The organism is Aliagarivorans taiwanensis DSM 22990, assembly GCF_000429505.1.
GTDB classification, from domain to species: Bacteria; Pseudomonadota; Gammaproteobacteria; order Enterobacterales; family Celerinatantimonadaceae; genus Aliagarivorans; species Aliagarivorans taiwanensis.
This window is the reverse complement of sequence record NZ_AUBZ01000020.1, coordinates 78,976-103,259: the sequence shown is the minus strand read 5'-3', so window position 1 is coordinate 103,259 and position 24,284 is coordinate 78,976. Positions and strand designations below refer to the sequence as shown.

Here is a 24,284-nt window from a genome sequence, read left to right as displayed (position 1 = left end):
GATTCCCCAGTAGCTCAGTTGGTTAGAGCGGTGGACTGTTAATCCATGTGTCGTTGGTTCAACTCCAACCTGGGGAGCCACTTCTTAGTTATCCCTCATAGTTCCATCTCGCTCCCACTACACGCATATCCCCCACTCGCCTATCTCCAGTTTGGCTTTTGGATGCTTACCCTTGCGCTAGTGACAGTAGATCCCAATACCGTTACATTGAATCCAGTTTTGAAACAGTAGCGCGCCATACATTCGGTTTTATCGATCCTTATGTCCGATCATCTCAAGTACATCGCCCATTACCCACAACAGATCCACACTCAGGTTGAGCAAATGCTTGCTCAAGGTACGCTGGGCCACTATCTAACGTCGCGTTACCCGACGCCCCACGATGTTCGCTCAGATAGTGCGTTGCGCGATCTGGTTGAGCAATACAAACGGCGCTATATGAAACGCGCTGCGCCCCTATCGAAGGTGGCTTACGACCCCAACATTCACGTGGTTAAGCATGCCCTCGGCACCCACACGCGGGTTTCTCGGGTGCAGGGCAACAAGCTCAAGAGTAAGAATGAGATCTGCATAAGTCGCCTGTTCAAAGATGCACCCTTAGGGATGCTAGAGATGATTCTGGTGCATGAACTCGCCCACCTTAAAGAAGCCAACCACGACAAGGCCTTTTATCAGCTTTGCCAGCATATGCAGCCCGACTATCACCAGCGAGAACTTGATACCCGCCTGTATCTTATCGAGTTGGAGGCAAATGGCCCGCTTTACGGAGCGGCGGGCACTTAACCGCTCTACCCGCTTTTCAGCGAAACCTACCGAACTACAAACACAAAAAAGGCGCCATACTAGGCGCCTTTTGAAGTATTCATGCGGCTAACTACATAGCCACCACGTCGATTAAACCAGGCTGTGGTGCTTGCTCAGGTTTATCGAACGGCGCATGCAGAACATTTTGGTTGCTGCTGCCACGCCATTTGAGTTTTGCATCGGCCAGCTCTTGTTCAAACTTACCGTCGATCATCACATCAACATACTCAAGTACCGCGCGTTGCTCATCAGATAGCTCCGCCAGGGTATAACCGGTCCAAAGCCAGATATCCTTGCCCGCACACTCTTGCTTAACACGCTTTGCCAGACGCAGCACCGCAGCGACGTTTGCTGGGTGCAGCGGATCCCCGCCACTCAGGGTTAAGCCGCGCTTGCGAATTCGCTGATCATTGAGATCATCGATGATCTGTTGCTCGAGCTTGCCATCGAACTCAAATCCTGAATCGCAGCGCCAGGTGCTTTTGTTATAACAACCGCGGCACTGGTGCTCGCACCCTGATACAAACAGGGTGCAGCGGGTACCCGGGCCGTTAACGACATCAACGCTGTGGTACTTGTGGTAGTTCATTAGAGGTGTTTCACTCGACGTTTAACTTCTTCTTGCTTGCCGTAGTTGAACGGACGCGCATCTGGGCTACCCAGGTAACCACACACGCGGCGGGTTACTGACACCTTGCTAGGGTCGCTGTTACCGCAACTTGGGCAGACAAAGCCTTTGCTGGTGCACTCGAACTCGCCGGTGTACTCACAGCTGTAACACTCATCGATCGGGGTGTTGGTGCCGTAGTAAGGCACGCGGCTGTAGCTGTAATCCCATACGTCTTCCAGCGCTTCGACGTTGTGCTGCATGTTCGGGTATTCGCCGTAGCAGATAAAGCCGCCGCTTGAGAGCGATGGGTATGGCATCTCGAAGTCGATCTTATCGTAAGGGGTAACCTTCTTCTCAACGTCGAGGTGGAAGCTGTTGGTGTAGTAACCTTTGTCGGTCACACCGTTGATCACACCAAACTTCTTGGTATCGATGGAGCAGAAGCGGTTACACAAGTTTTCACTTGGCGTAGCGTACAGGCTGAAGCCATAGCCACTTTCCTCTTTCCACGCTTCAGTGGTTTGCTTAAGCTTCTCAACGATGGTCACCGCTTTTTCGCGCAGAGCTTCTGAGTCGTAAACGTGGGTCTCATCGCCGTATAGCGCGTTCACCGTTTCATGCAGACCGATGTAGCCCAGCGAGATAGAGGCGCGGCCGTTTTTGAAGATCTCGTTAATCTCGTCGTCGGCTTTCAAGCGCACACCACACGCGCCTTCCATGTAAAGGATTGGAGCAACGCGGGCTTTTACGCCTTTCAAACGCTCGATGCGAGAATCCAGCGCGCGCTTAGCGATAACCAAACGCTTCTCTAGGATTTCGAAGAAGCGGGTTTCGTCGTGCTGCGCTTCAATCGCAATCCGTGGCAGGTTAAGGCTAACCACACCCAGGTTGTTACGACCTTCGTGGATCAGTTGACCTTCTTCTTCGTAGGTGCCCAGGAAGCTACGGCAGCCCATTGGCGTCTTGAACGAACCAGTCACCTCAACTACTTTGTCGTAGTTCAGGATATCTGGGTACATACGCTTGCTTGAGCACTCTAGCGCCAACTGCTTGATATCGTAGTTTGGATCGGCCGCTTTATGGTTTACGCCGTCTTTGATGGCGAATACCAGTTTCGGGAATACTGCGGTCTTGGCGTTTTTGCCCAAACCGGAAATACGGTTCTCTAGAATAGAGCGTTGGATAAGCTTGGCTTCCCACGACTCGCCCAGACCGAAACCAAAAGTGACAAACGGGGTTTGGCCGTTGGCGGTGTGCAAGGTGTTGACTTCGTACTCCAGCGACTGGAATGCGTCATGGCACTCTTTCTCAGTGCGCTGCTTGGCGTAGGCATGCGGATCGGCAATCTCCCACTCCTGCGCTACCGATAGATGCTTGTTAAAGCTTTTTACCACGTATGGCGCAAGGATCTCGTCGATGCGGTTAATGGTGGTGCCGCCGTAGATATGCGAAGCCACCTGCGCGATGATCTGCGCGGTTACCGCAGTGGCAGTCGAGATAGACTTCGGCGTGTCGATTTCGGCGTTACCCATCTTGAAGCCGCCGGTGAGCATGCCTTCAAGGTCGATCAACATACAGTTGAACATCGGGAAGAACGGTGCGTAATCCAGGTCGTGGAAGTGGATCTCACCGCGCTCGTGGGCGGTTACCACGTCTCGTGGCAGCAAGTGGCTCTTGGCGTAGTGTTTCGCCACGATACCCGCCAGCAGGTCACGTTGAGTCGGGATCACTTTGCTGTCTTTGTTAGCGTTCTCGTTCAACAAAGCAGCATTGCTTTGTTCAACCAAACCGCGGATCTCTTTGCTCAATGAGCTACGGTGTTCACGTGCTACGTCGCGATCGTGGCGGTACTCAATGTACGCGCGCGCCAATGATTTGTGGTCACTGTCCATCAGGTGGTTTTCTACCGCACCTTGGATCTCGTTGATATCCACCTCTTCACGGTGCATAAACTGTTCAGTGACGATCTGAGCGACACGCAACGACAGTAAGTCGTCGCTGGCACCTACCGCTTTGGCCGCTTTAATCACAGCTTCTACAATGCGTTTTGCATCATAAGGGACTCGGCTTCCATCTCGCTTTATCACGACGGGTTTCACGTTTTTTATTCTCCGGTGGTGTTGGGTACAGCACGTAAACACGCGCCAGTACTGGCTCTAGGGCCAATATTGACGGCGATGACCATATATTGTGTTTGTATATTCTAATAACCACTAGATGTGGTGGCTATGGCTGATATAAGCGATCTCTAAATGAATTGATCACGATCAAGTTTGCTGCAGATTGGCGGGAGAAAGAGTGTGATCGACCAATAACTAATCAACTTAATTTATGTCGAGAATGCCCCTGCAAAAGCAAGGTTGTTAAGCCGCTCACAAACAAGGATAATATGCTGAATTTTAACCTCGATTTTTCCGCATGACAGAGTATTTGCTGTTGTTGATAGCCACGGTGTTGGTCAACAACTTTGTGTTAGTAAAGTTTCTTGGCTTGTGCCCATTTATGGGTGTATCAGGCAAGGTAGAGTCTGCCATTGGCATGGCGCTGGCCACCACCTTTGTGTTGACCCTAGCCTCGCTTAGCTCGTACCTGATTGAGACTTACCTGCTACTTCCACTTAATCTGGGCTACTTGCGCACCATGAGTTTTATTTTGGTGATCGCGGTAGTGGTTCAGTTTACCGAGATGTTCGTGCAGAAAACCAGTCCTACCCTTCACCGCGTACTCGGCATATACCTGCCGTTGATTACCACTAACTGTGCAGTTCTTGGGGTTGCACTGCTTAACGTTAATGAAGGGCACAACTTTTTTCAGTCGGTTATCTACGGATTTGGCGCAGCGCTTGGTTTTTCGCTGGTGCTGGTGCTGTTCTCAGCGATGCGCGAGCGTTTGGTCGCCGCCGACGTTCCACTTCCGTTTCGAGGCGCAGCCATCGCGATGATTACCGCCGGCTTGATGTCTTTGGCCTTTGTTGGTTTTAGCGGTTTGATTAAGTAGTAAAGATGATAGAAGCAATTATTGCGCTAACCGTGCTAGCTGCCATCTTCGGGGGGATCCTCGGGTTTGCCGCTATTCGTTATCGTGTAGAAGGCGATCCCATCGCCGATCAAGTAGAGCAACTGCTGCCACAGACCCAATGCGGTCAATGTGGCCATCCCGGCTGTCGCCCCTACGCCGAAGCCATCGCTAAAGGTGAGGCCATTAACAAGTGCCCACCAGGCGGCCAGGAAACCGTAGAGAAGCTCGCCGATTTACTCGGTGTCGAGGTACCCGAGCTAGATGCATCGGCTCAAGAGAAAGAAAAGCCTAAGTCGGTAGCGTTTATCCACGAAGAGGCCTGTATCGGCTGTACCAAGTGTATTCAAGCCTGTCCGGTGGATGCCATTGTAGGTGCCAACAAGCAGATGCACACCATCATTACCAAGGAGTGCACCGGTTGCGAACTGTGCGTCGCGCCCTGCCCGACCGATTGCATTGAGATGCGCCCGATTGCGCAGACCTCGCGCACCTGGGACTGGCAGCTCAACAAGATTGACATCGCAGTTATCGATGTAGCCAGCGGATCGGCGAAGCTTGAGGAGGCCGATAATGCGTAGCTGGCTAGATAAAATCAAACAAGGCCAACTGTGGCGTTATCAAGGTGGCGTTCACCCCGCCACCAAGAAAGATAATATCGATTGCGGCAAGCCGGAAACTCTAACGCTGGCGAAGCAATTGGTGGTGCCCCTGCAGCAACACATTGGCAGCCCGGCCAAGGTCTGCGTTGAGGTGGGCAGTACCGTGAAGACCGGTCAAGCGCTGACTGAATCACGCTTCTATCAAAGCCCGCCTGTGCATGCCCCCTGTTGTGGCACCGTGGTGGCTATCGAAGCGCGACCGTCGGCTCACCCCTCCGGTATCAGCGAGTTGGCGGTGGTCATCGAGCCGAGCAGTATTCAAAATGAACATGCCTTTATGGCGCCGCTCCTTGAGGCTGAACTCACGCCTGAGCTTATCTGTGAACGGGTCCACCAAGCGGGTATCTCCGGGATGGGCGGTGCGGGCTTCCCGGCAGCACTTAAAATTTCGCCAAACAAGCCGTTAAACGTGCTGATCATCAATGGCGCCGAATGCGAGCCCTACATCTCATCAGACGACTGTTTGATGCGTAACTACGCTGAGCCTCTACTACGTGGCGTTTCGCTGCTGGAAAAAGCGCTCTCTCCCAAGCTAGTCATTGTCGCAGTCGAAGATGACAAACCAGGGGCCATCAAAGCGCTACAAGCGGCAGCGGGCGATAACATCGTTGTACGGGCGATTCCGACTAAGTACCCTTCCGGTGGTGAAAAACAACTGGTTCAGGTACTCACTGGGCGCGAGTTAAAGGCCGGTCAGTTGCCTATCGATCAGGGCATTTTGGTACACAATGTGGGAACCGCTTATGCGGTGCAACGCGCCGTCGATCATGGCGAACCATTGATTTCGCGGATCGTTACCTTAGCGGGTGATCATGTGGGTGAGCCCCGCAACTATTGGGTGGCCATCGGTACGCCGGTCTCGCACTTGTTGGAACAACAAAAGCTGGGCACTCACCACCAAGCGATTATGGGCGGCTCGATGATGGGCTTTATGTTGCCCAATCTGGCCAGCCCGATCGTTAAAACAGCCAACTGTATTCTGGTCAACAACACCCCTGCGCAAGCCCAAGAGCAGGCTTGTATTCGTTGTGGCGAATGCGCCCAAGCTTGCCCCATGGGTCTGCTGCCTCAGCAGCTGTATTGGTACGCCAAGGGCGACGACCTTGAGAAATCTCGCAGTTATAAACTGATGGACTGCATTGAGTGTGGTGCTTGCGCCTACGTCTGCCCTAGCGCGATCCCACTGGTACAGTACTATCGCCAGACTAAGGCGAAGGTACGCGCTGAAGATCTGCTGGCGCAAGAAGCAGAACGCGCCAAACAACGCTTCGATGCACGCAAGCTTCGCCTTGAGAAGGAACAGGCCGAACGTAAGGCTCGTCAAAAACAAGCCGCTGAGCGTCGCCTGCAACAGGCCCAAGGTGCAGGTAACGATCCGGTTAAAGCTGCTTTGCAACGCATGCAGAACAAGCAGGTCGAGATCAAAGCCATTGAAAACGAGCAAGGCGAGCTGGTGCCAGATAACAGTGCCGCTATCGCCGCCAGAAAAGCGCGCAAGGCTCAGGCTCGTGCAGCGAAGGATGCCAAGACTACCAATCCTGCGGTGGCTGCGGCCTTAGCGCGCGCGAAAGCCAAGCGTGAAGTCGACGGCGAGCAAAGCGCCCCAGCTAAATCAGCCAACCCGGCAGTGGCAGCTGCGATTGCCAGAGCCAAAGCCAAGCGCAACAGTGAGCAACCTGCGGAAGCAGAAGGCAGTAAACCGGCTACCTCCGCTAATCCGGCGGTCGCTGCAGCGATTGCTCGTGCCAAGGCGAAGAAAGCACAGCGAACCGATGCATCACAGCCTGATAGCACAGCAGCGAAGCCAAGCAGTACGTCTAGTAACCCTGCCGTGGCGGCGGCAATCGCCCGTGCCAAAGCGAAGAAGCAAGCCGCAGAACAGCCATCTGCAAATGCGAAAGACGCTGCAGTAGCGGCTGCTGTCGCCCGTGCTAAAGCGAAAAAAGCATCCCAGAGTGAACAGCCTGAGCTTGAACGGCCAGAAAACGACGCATCCAAAACTGCATCTTCAGCCAATCCCGCAGTAGCTGCGGCGATTGCGCGCGCTAAGGCCAAGAAAGCGCAAGCCGAGCAGCAAACCCAGGGCGAAAACGCTGACGCTAAACCAGCTAAGTCATCAGCCAACCCTGCAGTTGCAGCCGCCATCGCCAGAGCAAAAGCGAAGAAGTTGGCCCAAGAGCAACAGCAACAAACACAGAACGAACACAGTGAAGATGCGCGCTCTGTTTCCTCGAGTGATTCTCCCGTAGAACCAGCCGATGCAACATCGCCTCCTAAACGCAGCGCCGCAGTAGCTAAAGCGATTGCCGCAGCTAAAGCAAAACAAGCAGCAAAAGCCGCGTCTTCCATGGAAAGCGACAATGACGAATAACTTACTCAGCTCTCCCTTTATTCGCAAACCTCTGCGCACCCAAACCTTGATGTTTTGGGTGATGGTGTGCCTGTTACCCGGCTTTATTGCACAGAGTTACTACTTTGGCATCGGTACGCTAGTTCAGGTGTTGCTGGCAAGCAGTGCCGCGTTGGCTACTGAAACGGCGACTCAACTACTACGTGGCCGAAGCCCAGCGGCGGCCTTGGCCGATAACAGCGCACTGGTTACTGCCGTGCTGCTAGGTTTGGCACTGCCGGCCTATGCACCCTGGTGGGCGGCCGTTATCGGAGGGGTATTTGCTATCGCGGTGGTAAAGCAACTGTATGGCGGTTTGGGCAACAACCTGTTTAACCCCGCCATGGCTGCCTATGTACTGTTGCTGGTGTCGTTCCCGGTGACCATGACCTCGTGGATCCCGCCTCAATCACTGCTTGCTGAGAGCCTGTCGCTGAGCGATGGCTTGCGTCTGATCTTCACCGGTTTTACGCGCGATGGCTTTAGCCTAGTGCAAATCGCCAGTGTCGACGGCCATACGTTAGCAACGCCACTTGACGCAGTGAAAACAGGGCTAAGCCAAGGATTGATGACCGAGGAGATCTTGCAAGGCGCACAGTTTGGCGCAATCGCCGGACATGGCTGGCAGGTTATCAACCTGGCCTATCTTCTTGGGGGCTGTGCACTACTCTATCTCAAGGTTATCCGCTGGCATCTGCCCGTTGCATTCTTGGTCAGCCTTATCGTGCTCGCTATCTGGGGGCAACTGTTTGGGCTAACTAACGCGGCGCCTGTGTCACTTCACCTACTCTCCGGTGCGACCATGTTGGGCGCATTCTTCATCATCACCGATCCGGTAAGTGCTGCGACCTCGCCGCGCGGCCGAATGATCTTCGCCGCGCTCATTGCGCTGTTCGTCTATGTTATACGCACCTGGGGCGGCTATCCCGATGCCGTCGCGTTCTCAGTACTGCTCGCCAATATGTGCGTGCCGATGATCGACCACTTCACCAAAACTCGGGTATATGGCTACAACGTGGAGCATGACGATGACTGAGCAGCGTAAATCCATTCAACAAAATGCGCTCAAGTTAGCCTGCTTTGCTGCCGCGTGTACCGCCTTGGTATCGGCGGTCAACTGGTTCACTTCTCCCTTGATTGCTGAGCAATTGCAGCTGCAAACTGAGCGACAAATGCAGGAAGTGCTTCCTGAGAAGATTGTGTTTGGTGGCTTTGATGCTCACTGCTTTAGCAACATTAGCCAGCAGTTTTTAGGCACAGCAGAGGCATTACCGAGCTGGCAGATTGAAAAAGAGAGCCAAGCGGTTGCCACGGTTTATCAGACGGTCGCACCGGATGGCTACAACGGTGACATACTGCTACTGGTTGGCATCGACGACAACGATACCGTGACCGGCGTTCGGGTGTTACAACACAGCGAAACGCCTGGACTCGGTGACAAACTCGAACTGCGTAAAAGCGACTGGATCAACAGCTTTGCCGGTCAGCGGCTGAACAGCGATGAAGACAGCCGCTGGGCGGTTAAGAAAGACGGTGGCCAGTTCGATAGTTTTACTGGCGCCACCATTACGCCGCGAGCAGTGGTCAAAGCTGTGCGCAACACCCAGCTCTTTCATCAAACCCACGCCTCTGTGGACGATGCTAACCTGCAACCCTGCGAGCAATAGCCATGACTGATTACAAAAAGATTGCCTGGCAAGGGCTTTGGAAGAACAACCCCGGGTTGGTCCAGCTTCTCGGCTTATGTCCGCTGCTGGCAGTCACGTCGAACGTGACCAATGCGCTCGGCTTGGCCTTAGCCACCCTTGCAGTATTGATCGCGTCCAACGTGAGCGTTTCACTGATCCGCAACTGGGTACCTAAAGAGATCCGTATCCCGGTGTTCATTATGCTGATTGCCACCTTCGTGACCTGTGTGCAGCTACTAATGAACGCCCTCGCTTACGAGCTCTATCAAAGCCTGGGCCTGTTTATCGCGCTGATCGTAACCAACTGCATTATCATTGGCCGCGCCGAGGCCTTTGCCGCCGGCAATGATGTTAAATCTGCAGCCTTTGATGGACTCATGATGGGTCTTGGCTTTGCGCTGGTACTGTTAAGCGTTGGTGCTATCCGCGAGCTACTAGGCGCCGGTACGCTGTTCGATGGGATGGAGTTACTGCTCGGTGATTGGGCGGCCTCGCTGAAGATCGTTGTGTTCGAGTTTAACGAAGCGTTTCTGGTTGCGCTGTTGCCGCCTGGCGCCTTCTTGGTGATGGGCTTCCTGATTGCCCTTAAGAACGCCATCGATCACTACGCTAGCCAGCGCAAACAACAACCACAACCTGAGACCACTCCCGCTTTGCAGGAAGCAGAATGAATAAAGAAAAACGCCTCGAGATCTTGACCCGACTGCGAGATAACAACCCACACCCGACAACCGAGCTCAATTTCACCACGCCGTTTGAGCTGCTCGCTGCAGTGCTGCTATCGGCGCAGGCCACCGATGTATCGGTCAACAAGGCCACTGATAAGCTCTACCCGGTCGCGAATACTCCGCAAGCCATCTTAGATTTGGGTGTGGAAAAGCTAAAGGGCTATATCAAAACCATTGGTTTGTTTAACTCCAAAGCCGAGAACCTGATTAAGACCTGCCAAATGCTGGTGGATCTGCACGACGGCGAGGTCCCTGAGTCGAGAGAGGCATTGGAAGCGCTGCCCGGGGTTGGGCGTAAGACCGCTAACGTAGTGCTAAACACCGCCTTTGGTTGGCCAACCATCGCCGTAGATACCCACATTTATCGGGTATCGAATCGCACCAAGTTTGCGATGGGCAAAAATGTCGACCTGGTTGAGCAAAAGCTTCTTAAGGTGGTGCCGAAGGAGTTCAAGGTTGATGTGCACCATTGGCTCATCCTACATGGTCGCTACACCTGTGTGGCACGCAAACCACGCTGTGGCTCGTGCATCATCGAAGACTTATGCGAGTTCAAAGAAAAAACGGAGCTGTAAGCTCCGTTTTTTCCATCTGATATTTACTGACTGGACCTAGAGCAACTCTTTACCCAGTGAGATCACCACCCTACGGTTGGTTTGCCGCTGCAACGCGGTGCTATTTGGCGCAACATGGCGACGCTCGCCGTGACCGGTCACCTCAATGGCATCCTCATCCAAGCCCGCTTGAACAAAGTAGTCTTTCACTACGCTAGCACGCGACTCTGACAGGGTTTGGTTTTTGTAGCGGCTACCGTAAGCGTCGGTGTAGGCATCCAATAACACCAATTGAATATCGGGATCGTGTTTCACATACTCAAGGATCGCATTCAGGCGGTGCTGCGAGCGGCGAGTTAGCTCGTTGCTGTTGCTACGATACGTCAGCACCGTAAAGGCGATGTCGCTAAATGAGTAAGGCAGTAGGCGACTAACACACTGCAGAAACTCGTTATGCACCGGCGAAAAGTTGATGGTGGATAGCGATACCGAGGTGTTGATCCCGTTGCCGTACCAATCTCTAAAATAGAAGGTCGGCTCATTGCCTCGCTCTAGCTCGTTGATCATCTGCCAAGCGTGTTGCTCGTTAACGTAGCCATCAAACTGTTTGTAAAACGCGAGATCGGCGATGCGACTAACACTGCGTCCTGGCTTCCAGCTCGGTGGCACACTACGCAACGACACATTGTGGGTATTGGGGTTCTGGCGATAACCGTTCAGATGGAAATCGAGATTGATATCTTTAGACGCTTTGGTCACAAAGCTCGCCACACCAAACGACGGAACAATGTGGTCGATTCGACATTCGATCGGGCTGGCATGCGACATGACCCAAATTGAGTCATCCAGGCTCGCTGAGTACTGTTGAATAGCGGCGTTTGCCATGCTGCTGGCAAGCAAACTTGATGCAAGTAGGCTTCGAAACATCTGATGATCCTCTTATTACCTTTTAGCTATCGGCGTGGTCGGCAAAATGTTTAGCCGAAAATAGCCATTTAATCGGGCTTTTGCCATAATGCGCCCCTCTTTCCACTGCCTTCAATACTATGAGTGAAACCAACCAAGTAAGCGAACTGATGTCTTCCCGTTTTCGCGGGTACTACCCTGTTGTTATCGACGTTGAAACCGCCGGCTTTAACGCCAAAACCGACGCGATGTTGGAGATAGCAGCGTGCCTGCTAACCTTCGACGACGCAGGCCAACTGGTGCCCAGCGAAACCGTCCATTTCCATATCGAGCCCTTCGAAGGGGCGAACTTGGAGAAAGCGGCACTTGAGTTTACTGGTATTGATCCCTACAACCCGCTACGCGGTGCGGTGGGTGAAGAGTTTGCCTTGAAAGAGATGTTTAGGCCGATCCGCAAGGCGCTCAAGGCCCATGGTTGCAACCGGGCGGTGATGGTGGCGCATAACGCAGCCTTTGATATGAGCTTTTTCAATGCGGCAGTTGAGCGCAGTGGAATTAAACGCAACCCCTTCCATCCGTTTGTGAGCTTTGATACCACCAGTATCAGTGCAGTTGCGTTAGGCCAAACAGTGCTGGCAAAAGCCTGTGAGGCTGCACAAATCAGCTTCGACAACAACGAAGCACACTCGGCCCTGTACGACAGCCAAAAAACCGCCGAGCTGTTCTGCCACATCGTCAACCAATGGCAGGCACTGGGCGGCTGGCCCATGGGATTACAGGAGTAAACATGGTCACGCAATATCTGGCTGAGTCAGGGATAAACCCGGTACTGATTTCAGTCATTCTGATGCTGGTACTCAGCTTGGTTCGTGTCAATGTCGTGGTCGCGCTGGTGTTGAGTGCCATTGTCGGCGGCCAGTTCGCGGGAATGGGCCTCGCCGATACGATTTCAGCGTTCGAATCGGGTCTTGGTGGCGGGGCAAGTATCGCCCTAAGTTACGCTCTACTGGGCGCATTTGCGGTGGCGATATCGCAAAGCGGCCTGACCGACTATCTGGCGCAAACCATCGTTAAGAAAGTAACTGGGGCCAACCACCAAAGCCACCAAAGCCAACAAAGCCAACAAAGCCAACAAAGCCAACAAAGCATGGTCAAAGGTGCCATCTTGCTGGCAATCATCGCCATGGCGGTTGCCTCTCAAAACCTGGTGCCGGTGCATATCGCCTTCATTCCTATTTTGATTCCACCTCTACTGGGGGTTTTTAACCGCCTGAATATCGACCGTCGCCTGATTGCCTGTTGTTTAACTTTTGGCTTGGTAACCACCTATATGTGGCTGCCGGTTGGCTTTGGTGGGATCTTCATCAACCAATTGCTGCATGGGAACCTTGTAAGCAATGGCCTGGAAATCGCGGCCAGTGAGCTACCTAAAGCGATGACTCTACCCGCTCTGGGCATGTTCGCGGGCCTTATAGCTGCTACCTACTTTTATCGCAGACCGCGCAATTACACCGCTCAGGCCGAGGCTGGCCAGACGGAAATCGAGCGAGCCTCCATTGAGGCAAAACCTAACTCAGTACGCCTGTTACTAAGCTTTGCTGTCATCGTGCTTGCGTTGATTGTTCAGTTGAAAACCGACTCGATCATTGCGGGCGCCTTATTCGGCTTTCTCGCACTTACCACCGCTTGTGGCATCAAACCCAAGCAGAGCCAAGACCTGTTTATTGAAGGCGCTAAGATGATGTCGCTGATCGGCTTTATCATGATCGCGGCTGCAGGATTTGCAGAGGTGATGAAGGCCAGCGGCGGTGTACCCGATCTTGTCGAAGGTGCCAGCTCTATCCTTGGAAACAACAAGTACTTGGCTGCTGCAGCAATGATGGCGATCGGCTTACTCGTGACGATGGGAATTGGCTCATCGTTCTCTACGATTCAGGTTATCGCCACGATTTATGTCCCTCTGTGTGCGACGCTTGGCTTTTCGCCACTGGCAACAGCCGCATTAATTGGCTCTGCCGCAGCGATTGGCGACGCGGGGTCGCCTGCATCTGACTCCACCCTAGGGCCTACAGCTGGTCTGAATGCCGACGGACAACACGATCATATCTACGATACTGTGATCCCGACATTTGTGTTTTTTAACCTCCCACTGCTATTTGCTGGCTGGTTAGCGGCAATTCTTTTATAGTCTATTAACGCGCTGATAATAAAAACAAAACGGAGCTGTTGCTCCGTTTTTCATTCTCTAAGAGTAAGCTAAGTGTATACAACGCAACTGCAGGCAGAGCAGCTAAATCCTGCTCTTCCAACACCGGAAAGATCTTCTACCAACCATTGGCGTAAGCTGTTGCCACAAGCCGCTGAGAGCCTGGACTATTTTGCAACGCAAGCCAGCGGTTACATGCTGATTCAAGGCCCTTCTGCGCTTCCCTATAAGGACATTATCGAACAGCTTTACTCCTTTGAACGCGTAACGTCGCAAGCGCTGTTTGTGATTGATTATGCGCCCCATTGCGCTCTAACACTTAGCTGCGCTGCTCACAACGCCAGCCAGCTAAAGTCTGGCCTGAGCAACGTATATAACGCCATCGTTGACCAAGATGCCGCTGCGTCGCTGAGTCGAGAGTACCCTAGCGATACTACAATCGAGGGGCCGCAGGAGTTAACGCTGGCCCATCAAGGCTTGTCACTGCTGCTTGATGACAGCCAACAGCCATTACTCAACAAGCTCATACAACAGTGGCAACAGCATGTTGGCTGGCTCGAAGCGAAGCCTGTTTCCGCCTACTACCAAGTGCACTACACCACTGAACGCGTAGCAGAGCTATCCCATTCAAACCCACGATTCAGCTATGGGCGCATCGGTCATGGTGAACATGGAACCGTTCGTCCGGGCGCCCTACTACTCGCCCACAGGGGCCTTTTGTTGGTCGACGCCGATGTGATACTGGCCACGCCGCACAGCTGGCGAAACATCAAACACTGTATCCAAAGTGGCCTATTTGATTGGTGCTTGGCAGAGCGCGAGCAGCAATCAGCCTATGAGGTTGATTCCGCAATCGTCGAGCTCAAGGTCATCATCCATGGCGATCCACTCGCGATAGCCAACCTTAGAGAAGGTGACCCAGTGCTCTATGAGCACGCTTTAGTCAAGGTCGAGCTGCCCAACGATGTCGCACTTAACTCGGAAAACGCTGGTGCACTTGTCGCACTCTGCGAGCAGCGTTGTGGTGTTAGTGCTTTGGAGCAGGAAGATATCGCGTCACTGCTTCGCTATGCTAGCCGACTCAGTGAAAACAACCTGCAACTCAGCCTAGAACTTTGTGAGCTCTGCAAACCACTAGAGTGGATGTCTCAACACGAAGGTGTGGGCTATCAGCAAGCATTAGTGAAACTAGAATCCTTCGCTCAGCTTCAAATGGCCTACAGCAACCAAGGGTTCAATGAGCGACAGATTAAGTTGTGGGTAGATGGCGAACAACTTGGCCAAGTCAATGGTCTTTCCGTTATCGACTTTGACACCATCGGCGAGAGCTTTGGCGAGCCACTGCGGATTACCGCAACGATTCAACAAGGCGATGGCGATATCTCTGATGTCGAGCGCAAGTCCGAACTCGGCGGTAACATTCACGCCAAGTCGATGATGATTATCCAAGGATTTTTGAATAATCAGTTTGCTAGCGAGCACCACTTTCCGCTGTCTGGCAACGTGGTGTTTGAACAGTCTTACCATGAGATCGACGGCGATAGCGCGTCGCTGGCCGGGCTTATCAGTGTGCTAAGTGCACTGAGCCGCGTAGCCGTACGCCAGTCACTTTCCATCACCGGCGCACTAGACCAACATGGCCACGTGCTCGCCGTGGGGGGCATCAACGAGAAAATTGAAGGCTTCTATCGTGTATGTAAGCTGCTGGGCATAAACGGCCAGCAAGGCGTGATAATCCCCAAGGCAAACCTGGGTCAGTTAAATCTTCAGCAAGACGTGGTCGATGCTGTGCGAGAGCAGCGCTTCGCTATTCATGTGGTTGATCATGTAAGCGAGGCGATACCGCTGCTATTAAATAAACCCGCGGGCAGTAACGATGATCCTGACAGTATTTATGGAATCATCCATAAACGGGTTGTAGAAGATGATGAAGCGCCAAGTATTTGGCAGAAGCTTTTGGACACTTTTACAGCCCTCTTTAATCAACGAGGTTAGACCAGCAATAGCAATGACCAACAATTGACCGATATTCAACTGATTGGACTTGTTTGGCGCACACGTGTTCGCTAAAGTTGCGAAAACCCAAATATAAGTAAACACAGATGACGAAGACTTCTCAAAAGGATTTAGGTAAGCACAGTTTTTCCCGCGAAGAACTGCTCGATTGTAGCCAAGGACGGTTGTTCGGCGAGGGAAACAGCAAACTCCCCGCCCCCAACATGCTGATGATGGACCGCATTGTCCATATCTCCCATGAAGGCGGCGAGCACGGCCAAGGCGAGATCATTGCCGAGCTCGATATCGACCCTTCACTTTGGTTCTTTGAATGCCACTTCCCTGGCGACCCAGTAATGCCAGGCTGCTTGGGCCTGGACGCCATGTGGCAATTAGTTGGCTTCTTCCTCGGCTGGAGTGGTGGCCCGGGTAAAGGCCGCGCGCTAGGCGTAGGCGAAGTTAAATTCACCGGCCAAGTGCTGCCAACCGCGAAGAAAGTAACCTACAAGATCCAGATGAAACGCGTGATTCTACGCAAGCTGGTGATGGGTATTGCAGATGGTGTTGTTGAAGTGGATGGACGCGAGATCTACTCGGCTAAAGACTTGAAAGTAGGCTTGTTTACCGACACCTCAAGCTTCTAAGCTCACTGCCATGATCGACTAGCGCGTCATGATCTAAAAGGCCCTGCATTGCAGTAATGCCAGTCAGTTAAGCTGACTGGCTTTTCTTTTTAAATGGATACTTAGTGGGTTTTCGCCTTACTTCTCGGGGGTAAACCCTAACTGGTCGATAGGCCGGGAGCGTAAGCATTCGCAGTGTTTCCAGTAGTGCAGCATAGTGCTTGGGTAAGTTGCCGGGGCTGCTCATTGGTAACCTGGCAAGGAAGGTGGTCACGTGCCACAAGCAGTGGCTAAAGCTTAGCCTCGTTGGCGTTAATGGCTCTTCTGCTGCACAGGCCTCTATCATCACTATTCTAATGAGATTGTAAGCTAACAGGACGCCCCACAGCTCCTGGTGAACCATCTCTAGCTTTTTGCTTCGCAATGTATGTGCAGATTGCAGCAGCGTCTGCTTTATCTCCCGATATCCCAGCTCGATTTCCCAACGCTGGGCATATAAATCAACAAGTTCATCATAGGGGTACCGAAGTGGCTCAAGTAATGAGCTCAGTATTCGGTAGGTTTTGCCATTCAGGGTATAGCGGGTGAGCCGGTCACTGATATGCGTACTCAGCCCCGTAAACTTCTTTCTTGCCTGAGGCGATGTAGGTATCGAGACAAGCCAGTCATTCTCGCCTAAGCGTTTTTGCTCGTTAAACCGGGCTCCTTTTCGGGCTGGGATGACCCAATGGCGCTCTTCCCCTGCTTTATGCCAGCTATCTAACAATCCAAGCGAATAGTAACCTCGGTCAAACAACGTAACGGAGTGGTCTACTGCTCGTCCTATCAGACGCTCTGCCAATGTCATCTCACCGACTGCTCTTGCATCAAATTCGCTACCGAGTATTAAGTGACTCGTAACTTCCATCAGACAGCACATCCTCACTTGCGGATAACTGTTCTCCCCTTGCTGGTTTCGCTCCGAGCCAAATGCATTCCGGTTGTCGACACTGTCGTGAGCCCGAAACATCACGCCATCAACCGCAAGCTGGTTTAACCCACACACCATGTCTCAAAAGCCTGATGCTCGAACGTACGGTCAGTCAGACCTTCAAATGTCGCGCGAATAGCCTCACTGCCTAAGCGTTGTCTGGCTTGTACCAACGCACTTGGCGCAACGAGGCGGTGCTTTCCAGGTAGGGAAATGTCCATATGGCTGGCAATATCCCAAACGGATGCTTGTCGAAACAGTGCCATTCCCACCACCGACCAGACAACAGCTTCCAGAGGTAAGCGTCGTCTTCGGACCGTTGCAACACCCGCATGCTGAAAGGCTTGGGCAAGTAGCTCTGGAGAGAGCAACTCATTCAACTTATCTAAGGAGGTGAATGTATCTACTTCTTCGAAAGTACTATCGAGCAGGTCTTGAATGGGCATAAAAAATCCGATACCAGAGAACTGATATCGGATTCTGCTTGAGCTAGAAAGATCGTCAATGGATCTGTCTTAACTGATCGGCATTACTGCATTGCAGGGCTTTTTTGTGTTGTATGAGTGTCTTATGTTTCGAGACCTGTTACGCGTTCTTCAACCGCTTCTCTCCAGCCTCCGTACCAGTATCCCCTGGCATCAGCACCTGCATATGGGCAGGTCTCCTTCGATTTTCCTGATAGTCCAGCTTGATACCCCTTTGCATGGGCCCGTTCCATACGGTCGCGCTTTTGTCTCTTCATAGACGTTTTCCTCTTCATAACTGAAAAAGCAGAGCAATATTTCTACTGCTCTGCTTCTACTATTCCTCAAGGAATTTTAAAGGTCAAAGGCAAAATGTAACAGTATCGCCTAAGCCTTTGATCTAAGTGTTACGCCTTTGTGGCATTTTTGGTGAATTTGAACTGTCTCACAAAAGCTATTGGAAGCAATAAAAGCAAACTCCACCATGCCATCGCTCCACCACTTCGCTCGGATGGTTGCTCTTCTAGTTGAGGGCATTGCGCTAAGTTTGCTAAATCGCCATTAGGGTTTACTGTGAGGCGGAGCAGTACTGGTCGCGGATTAGTACGATTGATGAAGTCATTTGCGTTAGCATAGTGGTAACCACTGGCGATAACAGTACCGTCGTCCTCAATCGACTGCGGGTACTCGATGCGATAGAGGGGAAGCATTGCTTCTCCAGCATCACTCTCGTAACAGGTTAGATCGATCAGGTTCCAAGAACTAACCGCAGCACCACTTTTGTAGGCGTTGTAATCCAAGATAAAACCGGTTTGGCGACGGGTAGTACCGCGGTAAGATGGCTGCTCTTCACCGTCGGCGTCCCGCCAACCGACTACATACGAGTTAGCATTCACATCAGAAAAGTGGCTGTTGCTACCTCGTTGCGGAAGGTTGCGAAATGGCCAAGCTACCGTATTACTGCCATCGTCTTCGTAGACAAAACCCTCAACAGGACGGTTACGCCCTTTCTCAGCACTAAACCTCAAATTACCGACGATTAGCCTGGACACGTCGTTAACAGCCGTCGCCCATGTATGCATAACGGTATCGCGATACTTATCAGTATTCGGGGCGTGGTTATCGCTTCTCAAGTTAGGGATCTGTATGGTGGTGTATGGTACTTCAGCAGTATCACTATTCGGAACAAACTTAGTTGCACGCCCTCGTGAACCAGTGCGGCTGTCATACTCTGCTCGGGATGACATACCCACCATCGTCCCCCGGCTGCCAATGTCATTCACTACATTGTAACGAGATGCGCCATATCGAGCCAAGTCGTAACCATCGACTAGCTGCTCTCCGAACACTAAGTCTCCATCAGCCGCATCGGTGATATCCCAAATCCATACCTGAGTGTCGAAGCCCGAGCAACGTGAATAGTAATCTCGGTTACCCCTTTGACAGTCATTGAAGTAAGAAGAGCTATTATCGAGGTAACGATAACTGGCAAAGCCAACGACGACAGTACGCCCCTCATACCCAGGCAGCTCATCATTGAACACAAACTTGGCGCCTACAGAAGCACCACCGTTGAGTCGGGTAACATCGCACTCGTCGGTGCTAGTTAAGCTTTGGTTACAGGGCGCAAGCGTGATTACAGCTCCTGTAGAAGCGTTCTTAGCAAAGCCTCGACCGATATGGTCTCGAACATAGTTACTACTATCGTTGAGATAGTAAGGTGCCGAGTCCCAGCCGGTGAGCCAAACATGACCATCTATACGCTGGATATCGTTTATCTGAGTATCTGTAGTCGCTTGACCTGATGTCGGATCGTCAAATACGTACAGCTTTTCGTCTACGACAGGCCAAACGGGAACTGGTTCAACGTTAGAGCCAGAATTTCGAATAGCCGGAGAACCGCTTAGATCCGCCCAGTAGGCAAGAATCTTTGACTCATATAGGCGGCTTCGTTGATGGATATGCGCTTCCCGGTAAAACTCATAAAAGCCATAGTTAGAATAGTTATAGTTGTCACATACATCAGAAGAGTACTGACAACCATAGTCAAACGTCGTTCTGTCGAAGAAATCGAAGAAAGTAAAATAGGTGAAGAAGGTCAATGCCCTGCCCGCAACCAGCGTTCCATCATCGCTGACCGCGGTTACATTGAAGTCGTATCGAGCATCTTCCAATCCGAGCAAGTACGGTTCTGGAGCTTGCTCTTCGGCGAGCTCTTCGACAATCGGGATCTCTTCAACGAGGTAATAAGGTTCGATATTTGCGGCGTGCGCAGTTACCACTTGTTGGCTGAGTATCAAGCCCAGCGCGGATGCGACAAATGTTTTCTTCATGAAAGTTTTTGTTGTTCCAATTCTTCCCAACGAGCAAACAAGCCTTCCAGTTGCTCTTCGGCGAGGGTTAATTCATTAAGTTTCGCTTGAACCTCAGCTTGATCGCCGTTGAAAAACTCGGGATCGTTAACCTGAGATTGCAGTGATTCGACACGTTGTTCAGCAGCTTCCAACTTTTCAGGCAGTTGGTCAAGTTCAAGCTGCAACTTGTAAGAAAGCTTACCTGAAGTTTTCTTGGGTTTTGCGGTGGTGGTGGCTTTAACAGTTTTCTGTTCTGTAACCGTCGGCTTAAGCGCTTGCTGGTAGCTCTCCAGCTCGCTGTAACCACCGACAAACTTGAACACGTTACCGTTCCCATCAAACGACCAGCATTGGCTAACCGTGTTGTCGATAAACTCTCGGTCGTGGCTAACCAGTAACACCGTTCCTTGGTACTGATCGACCAACTCTTCAAGCAGTTCGAGAGTTTCGACATCCAAGTCGTTGGTTGGTTCATCCAATACCAACAAATTCGCCGGCTTCAGGAACAGCTTGGCCAGCATCAGGCGGTTCTTTTCGCCGCCAGATAGGGCTTTTACTGGTGTGAACGCGCGCTTGGGAGGGAACAAGAAGTCTTGCAAGTAGCCCATCACATGGCGTTTGCCTCCATTTATCTCGACTTCTTGCTTTCCGCCAGCAACGTTGTCCAATACTGATTTTTCGGGATCGAGCTCTTCGCGATACTGGTCAAAGTACGCCACCTGCAAGTTGGTGCCTGTCTTGAGCTTACCGCCACTGGCTGGCAATTCGTCGAGCAGCAACTTAATTAGGGTGGATTTGCCGCAGCCATTGGCGCCCACTAACGCAATTTTGTCGCCACGCATAACCAGCAGGTCTACGGGATTGATCGTTGGAGTCTTTGCTCCGGAATAAGCAAAACTCAGCTGTTCGGCTTCGAACACGACTTTACCACTGCGCAAGCCTTCATCAACCTGAATAGCCGCGGTACCTTGACGCCCTACCCGCTCAGAGCGCTCTTTACGTAATGCTTTAAGTGCCCGCACCCGCCCTTCATTGCGAGTACGTCGTGCCTTAATTCCTTGACGGATCCACGCTTCTTCTTGAGCGAGCTTCTTATCGAACTGGGCATTCTGCTCTTCTTCCACACGCAACCATTCGGCCTTGCCCTCGAGGTAGGCCTGATAGTTACCCGGCCAAGAGGTAAGAACGCCACGGTCGATATCGACAATGCGCGTTGCAATTTTGTGGATAAACGCCCGGTCGTGGCTAATAAACACCAAACTAATGCGTTGAGTAAGCAGGAATTCTTCAAGCCATTGAATGGTTGAGATATCCAGGTGGTTGGTCGGCTCATCGAGCAACAGAATATCCGGGTTACTGGCCAGCGCCTTAGCTAAGGCAACTTTACGCAGCCAACCGCCGGAGAGCCCTTTTAACTTGGCATCCCCTTCGAGCTTTAAGGTAGTCAGCACGCGTTGGATTTGCGAGTCAAATGCCCAGCCGTCATTCGCTTCTAGCTGGTGCTGTAAACGATCAAGCCGTTTTAACGCCGCATCAGATGAGTTGCTCCCAATAGACGACGACAGCTCATGGTACTCAGCCAATAAGCCGGCGAGTTCTGGTTGCCCCTCTGCAACGTATTCGAAGATGGTTTGATCGGTAGCTGTAGGCGGGTCCTGTTGAAGGCGGCTTATCACTACGTCATTAACGATTTGTCGTTGGCCATCGTCGAGCTTGACCTCGCCCTCGATGACCTTAAGCAAGGTACTTTTGCCTGCGCCGTTGCGCCCGACTAAACAGACTCGCTCTCCGGCGTTAATCTGCAGGTTTGCTTGATTTAAAAGTGGCGTATCGCCATAAGCCAGAAAGGCATCCTGAAGGTTAATTAGCACTACATTGTTCCAAAAATGCGTTGAGACTGGTGATATCAAATGGCCAAAGCAGTTCACGTTCGCTCTGGTTATGCTTTAGCACGGGGATAACAACCCGGTATCGAGCCAAGTCATCGTCATTATCTATGATGTCGGCCGAACAGTAATCCACAGCACCGATTTGCTCCATCAGTGCTTGGGCCTGTTCACAAAGATGGCACCCGTCGGTGCCGTACAGCGTGTAGTCGGAAGAACGATCCATGGTCCTAGTTCTTAGTAATCAACCAGCAGTTGTGAATATGCTTGTTGCGCTCGAAATCGGGCGACAATGATTGCTTGGAGATGTTTTCAACTTTGCACCCCAGAGCCTCGATGGCGGCCTGTTCCATCTTAAACTGACGTTTGTTGTTGGAGAAGATCAGCTGACCATCGTTGTTTAGCCTTGCTACCGCTTGAGCAATCAGATCGACGTGATCGCGTTGCACATCGAAGGCGTCTTCCATCTTCTTAGAGTTAGAAAACGTTGGGGGATCGAGGAAAATCAGATCGAAGCTCTGGGTTGCTTTACCCAGCCAAGCCAAGCAGTCGGCGCGCACGAAGTCGTGCTTAACCACACTCAGTTTGTTGAGGCGGAAGTTATCCTTTGCCCAGTTGAGATAGGTGTTGGACATATCCACCGTCGTCACCTTCTCAGCGCCGCCTATTGCTGCGTGAACACTGGCGCTGCCCGTGTAGGCAAACAAGTTTAGTACCGCTTTGCCCTTAGCGTTTTGCTGGATGTAATGACGCATATTACGATGGTCCAAGAACAAACCAGTATCGAGGTAGTCGGTAAGGTTTACATAGAACTGGGCGCCATATTCACTCACCACCATACGTTCACGCTCATTGGCGTTTCGCTGGTACTGCTGCTTACCTTTTTGCTGCTGCCGCTGTTTGATAATCAGCTTGTCATTATCGACTAAGCCGCTTTGCACGATGCCAGTCAGCAAATCCATCATCCTACGACGCGCTTTATTCGCATCGATGGATTTTGGTGCGCGGTACTCCTGAACAACCCAATGATCTTGGTAAACATCCACTGCAACGTTGTACTCTGGCAGATCCGCATCGTAAAGGCGATAACAACCTAGTTCTTCGCGTTTAAGCCATTTGCCCAGCTTCTTCTGGTTCTTCTTAAGTCGGTTTACAAAATCTTCAGCGTACAAACGTTGTTGAGATTGCTCACCCTCACCGACTTGGTAGAGCTTTAGCGTACACTCCAGTGCACCATTGAAAAACTTGTATTGCTTGTCGGCGCGCATACGCAGGTAATCAAGCAGTTCCGGTGACCCAGAGAACAATGCCACGCGCCAGCCTGCATAATGCTGTTTGATCCCGGCGCCGAGCGACAAGAACAGTCCTACAAGCTTGGTTAGTTCTCCCAAACGCTCACCGTAAGGCGGGTTACTTAGAATCAGTCCCTTTGCTTTTGGCGCTGGCGCGATATCGGCGGCGTCGTGGGTGTGAACGGAGATAAACTCAGAGAGTCCCGCGCGCTCAATATTCGCTTTGGCAATCGCAACCATTCGCTTGTCGCTGTCATAGCCAATCAGTTTCTGGCTGGCATTAGCCTTACCTGATTGTGCGCGTTGCTGTGCCTCGTCCTTAACATCAGACCAAGCTTGCTCATCGTAGTTTTTCAGCTTTGTGAGTGCAAAAGGACGGTTCAAACCCGGCGCTATGTCGTAGGCAGCCAACGCCGCTTCAATGAGCAAGGTGCCCGAGCCACACATCGGATCGACCATATACTCTTCGGTCCACTTGCTACGAGCAACCACGGCTGCAGCGAGATTCTCTCTGAGCGGCGCTTCGCCCTGCTCAGTGCGATAACCTCGGCGGTGAAGTGGTTGACCAACGATATCTAGCGAAATTGCTAAAAAGTTGTTGGCCAGGCGCGCTACGATGCGCACATCAGGGTCTTGACGTTCTACATTGGGACGTTCGTCGTGAAACCTCGTAAAGTGGTCGACGATGGCATCCTTAATGGTCAAGGCGCCAAACTGGCTGTTGCTAATAAAATCGTTGGTGCCATTGAAGGTGACCGCGAAGCTTTCCGCGGTGGTGAAGTAACGTTGCCAGTTGATCTCGTGGGCGGCCCGGTACAAGGCTCGCGCATCGCGGATCTCTGTTTCAACAAGGCGAAGCATAATGCGCGAGGCAAAACGCGTCCAAAGCGCAATCTTGTACACCGTGGGCCAGTCACACTCGAAGCTCACGCCAGCAACACGCTGACGGCAGTTCTCTGCTCCAAGTGATTGAAGTTCTTCTAGACAAAGGTTTTCTAAACCTTTTGCGGTACTCGCAAAAAAATCGGCCATGGTGTTACTCATTATTTTCGGTGCGGCGATTATACCTGTTTCGTCATAAATCAGTAGCATAAAGCACAGCTGAATCATCGAACTCAGGCACCCTATTAAACATAGC

Annotated in this window: 22 protein-coding genes and 1 tRNA gene; 13 read left to right on the top strand and 10 right to left on the bottom strand. The window is 52.0% G+C overall.

Translation table 11 applies throughout. From position 1 onward, the window contains the following. The first annotated feature begins 3 nt into the window (after positions 1-3). Together G462_RS0111085 and G462_RS0111080 are read left to right on the top strand one after the other, a co-directional pair. Positions 4-80: transfer RNA gene (locus G462_RS0111085), tRNA-Asn, on the top strand. Between the two features lie 181 nt (positions 81-261). After that, positions 262-783, top strand: coding sequence for a M48 family metallopeptidase (locus G462_RS0111080; protein ID WP_035477504.1), 522 nt, complete (start codon positions 262-264; stop codon positions 781-783). 91 nt (positions 784-874) lie between these two features. Here the strand turns inward: G462_RS0111080 and nrdG are convergent, their stop codons facing one another. Together nrdG and nrdD are read right to left on the bottom strand one after the other, a co-directional pair. After that, positions 875-1,393, bottom strand: a complete 519-nt coding sequence (gene nrdG, locus G462_RS22550) for an anaerobic ribonucleoside-triphosphate reductase-activating protein (RefSeq protein WP_051326690.1) — start codon at positions 1,391-1,393, stop codon at positions 875-877. Next, entirely contained in the window at positions 1,393-3,513 is a 2,121-nt protein-coding gene (gene nrdD, locus G462_RS0111070) for an anaerobic ribonucleoside-triphosphate reductase (protein ID WP_026959048.1), read from the bottom strand. Before nrdD ends, nrdG begins: the two co-directional genes overlap by 1 nt. A 319-nt stretch (positions 3,514-3,832) precedes the next feature. On the opposite strand from nrdD, the gene rsxA reads away from it, so the two are divergent. Genes rsxA through nth form a run of 7 tightly spaced genes read left to right on the top strand, consistent with a single transcriptional unit; the run spans position 3,833 to position 10,471 of the window. Beyond that, on the top strand, positions 3,833-4,411 hold the full coding sequence (rsxA, locus tag G462_RS0111065; RefSeq protein ID WP_026959047.1) for an electron transport complex subunit RsxA: 579 nt from the start codon (positions 3,833-3,835) through the stop codon (positions 4,409-4,411). Between the two features lie 5 nt (positions 4,412-4,416). Next, positions 4,417-5,010: an electron transport complex subunit RsxB gene (gene rsxB / locus G462_RS0111060; RefSeq protein ID WP_026959046.1), complete on the top strand. Its 594-nt coding sequence runs from the start codon at positions 4,417-4,419 to the stop codon at positions 5,008-5,010. Next, positions 5,003-7,462 (top strand): electron transport complex subunit RsxC, encoded by a 2,460-nt coding sequence (gene rsxC / locus G462_RS0111055; RefSeq protein WP_026959045.1) that lies wholly within the window; start codon positions 5,003-5,005, stop codon positions 7,460-7,462. Before rsxB ends, rsxC begins: the two co-directional genes overlap by 8 nt. Further along, positions 7,452-8,516, top strand: a complete 1,065-nt coding sequence (gene rsxD / locus G462_RS0111050) for an electron transport complex subunit RsxD (RefSeq protein ID WP_026959044.1) — start codon at positions 7,452-7,454, stop codon at positions 8,514-8,516. The genes rsxC and rsxD overlap by 11 nt, the downstream gene beginning before the upstream one ends. Then, the gene (gene rsxG / locus G462_RS0111045) at positions 8,509-9,147 is read left to right on the top strand and encodes an electron transport complex subunit RsxG (RefSeq protein WP_035477503.1); all 639 of its coding nucleotides are present in this window, start codon (positions 8,509-8,511) and stop codon (positions 9,145-9,147) included. The genes rsxD and rsxG overlap by 8 nt, the downstream gene beginning before the upstream one ends. 2 nt (positions 9,148-9,149) lie before the next feature. After that, complete coding sequence (locus G462_RS0111040; RefSeq protein WP_026959042.1) at positions 9,150-9,839, top strand: electron transport complex subunit E; 690 nt, start codon at positions 9,150-9,152, stop codon at positions 9,837-9,839. Continuing rightward, positions 9,836-10,471 (top strand): endonuclease III, encoded by a 636-nt coding sequence (nth, locus tag G462_RS0111035; protein WP_026959041.1) that lies wholly within the window; start codon positions 9,836-9,838, stop codon positions 10,469-10,471. Before G462_RS0111040 ends, nth begins: the two co-directional genes overlap by 4 nt. Positions 10,472-10,507: 36 nt before the next feature. Here nth and G462_RS0111030 read toward each other — a convergent pair whose 3' ends face one another. Next, positions 10,508-11,377: a flagellar protein MotY gene (locus G462_RS0111030; protein ID WP_026959040.1), complete on the bottom strand. Its 870-nt coding sequence runs from the start codon at positions 11,375-11,377 to the stop codon at positions 10,508-10,510. A 119-nt stretch (positions 11,378-11,496) separates the two neighbouring features. On the opposite strand from G462_RS0111030, the gene rnt reads away from it, so the two are divergent. The 4 genes from rnt (at position 11,497) to fabA (ending at position 16,201) form a co-directional block, all read left to right on the top strand. Next, on the top strand, positions 11,497-12,141 hold the full coding sequence (gene rnt / locus G462_RS0111025; protein WP_026959039.1) for a ribonuclease T: 645 nt from the start codon (positions 11,497-11,499) through the stop codon (positions 12,139-12,141). Between the two features lie 32 nt (positions 12,142-12,173). Further along, on the top strand, positions 12,174-13,544 hold the full coding sequence (locus G462_RS0111020) for a Na+/H+ antiporter family protein (protein WP_026959038.1): 1,371 nt from the start codon (positions 12,174-12,176) through the stop codon (positions 13,542-13,544). A 72-nt stretch (positions 13,545-13,616) separates the two neighbouring features. Then, positions 13,617-15,557, top strand: coding sequence for a S16 family serine protease (locus G462_RS22545; protein WP_157378605.1), 1,941 nt, complete (start codon positions 13,617-13,619; stop codon positions 15,555-15,557). Between the two features lie 107 nt (positions 15,558-15,664). Then, positions 15,665-16,201, top strand: a complete 537-nt coding sequence (gene fabA / locus G462_RS0111010; RefSeq protein WP_026959037.1) for a 3-hydroxyacyl-[acyl-carrier-protein] dehydratase FabA — start codon at positions 15,665-15,667, stop codon at positions 16,199-16,201. Between the two features lie 67 nt (positions 16,202-16,268). On the opposite strand, the gene G462_RS22540 is transcribed toward fabA, so the two are convergent. The 7 genes from G462_RS22540 to rlmKL all read right to left on the bottom strand — a co-directional run bounded on the left by G462_RS22540 (position 16,269) and on the right by rlmKL (position 24,178). After that, complete coding sequence (locus G462_RS22540) at positions 16,269-17,189, bottom strand: IS4 family transposase (protein ID WP_245579556.1); 921 nt, start codon at positions 17,187-17,189, stop codon at positions 16,269-16,271. Positions 17,190-17,212: 23 nt separating this feature from the next. Beyond that, the gene (locus tag G462_RS24940; protein WP_245579553.1) at positions 17,213-17,596 is read right to left on the bottom strand and encodes a transposase domain-containing protein; all 384 of its coding nucleotides are present in this window, start codon (positions 17,594-17,596) and stop codon (positions 17,213-17,215) included. A 122-nt stretch (positions 17,597-17,718) separates the two neighbouring features. After that, positions 17,719-17,892: a ribosome modulation factor gene (gene rmf / locus G462_RS24260; protein ID WP_084405029.1), complete on the bottom strand. Its 174-nt coding sequence runs from the start codon at positions 17,890-17,892 to the stop codon at positions 17,719-17,721. A 129-nt stretch (positions 17,893-18,021) separates the two neighbouring features. Then, positions 18,022-19,947: a DUF3466 family protein gene (locus tag G462_RS0110995; protein ID WP_026959036.1), complete on the bottom strand. Its 1,926-nt coding sequence runs from the start codon at positions 19,945-19,947 to the stop codon at positions 18,022-18,024. Beyond that, positions 19,944-21,839, bottom strand: coding sequence for an ATP-binding cassette ATPase Uup (gene uup / locus G462_RS0110990; protein ID WP_026959035.1), 1,896 nt, complete (start codon positions 21,837-21,839; stop codon positions 19,944-19,946). Before uup ends, G462_RS0110995 begins: the two co-directional genes overlap by 4 nt. After that, the gene (locus tag G462_RS0110985; RefSeq protein WP_026959034.1) at positions 21,829-22,080 is read right to left on the bottom strand and encodes a glutaredoxin family protein; all 252 of its coding nucleotides are present in this window, start codon (positions 22,078-22,080) and stop codon (positions 21,829-21,831) included. The genes uup and G462_RS0110985 overlap by 11 nt, the downstream gene beginning before the upstream one ends. 4 nt (positions 22,081-22,084) lie before the next feature. After that, a complete protein-coding gene (gene rlmKL, locus G462_RS0110980; RefSeq protein ID WP_051326694.1) occupies positions 22,085-24,178 on the bottom strand; it encodes a bifunctional 23S rRNA (guanine(2069)-N(7))-methyltransferase RlmK/23S rRNA (guanine(2445)-N(2))-methyltransferase RlmL in 2,094 nt (697 codons plus the stop codon). Between the last annotated feature and the right edge of the window lie 106 nt (positions 24,179-24,284).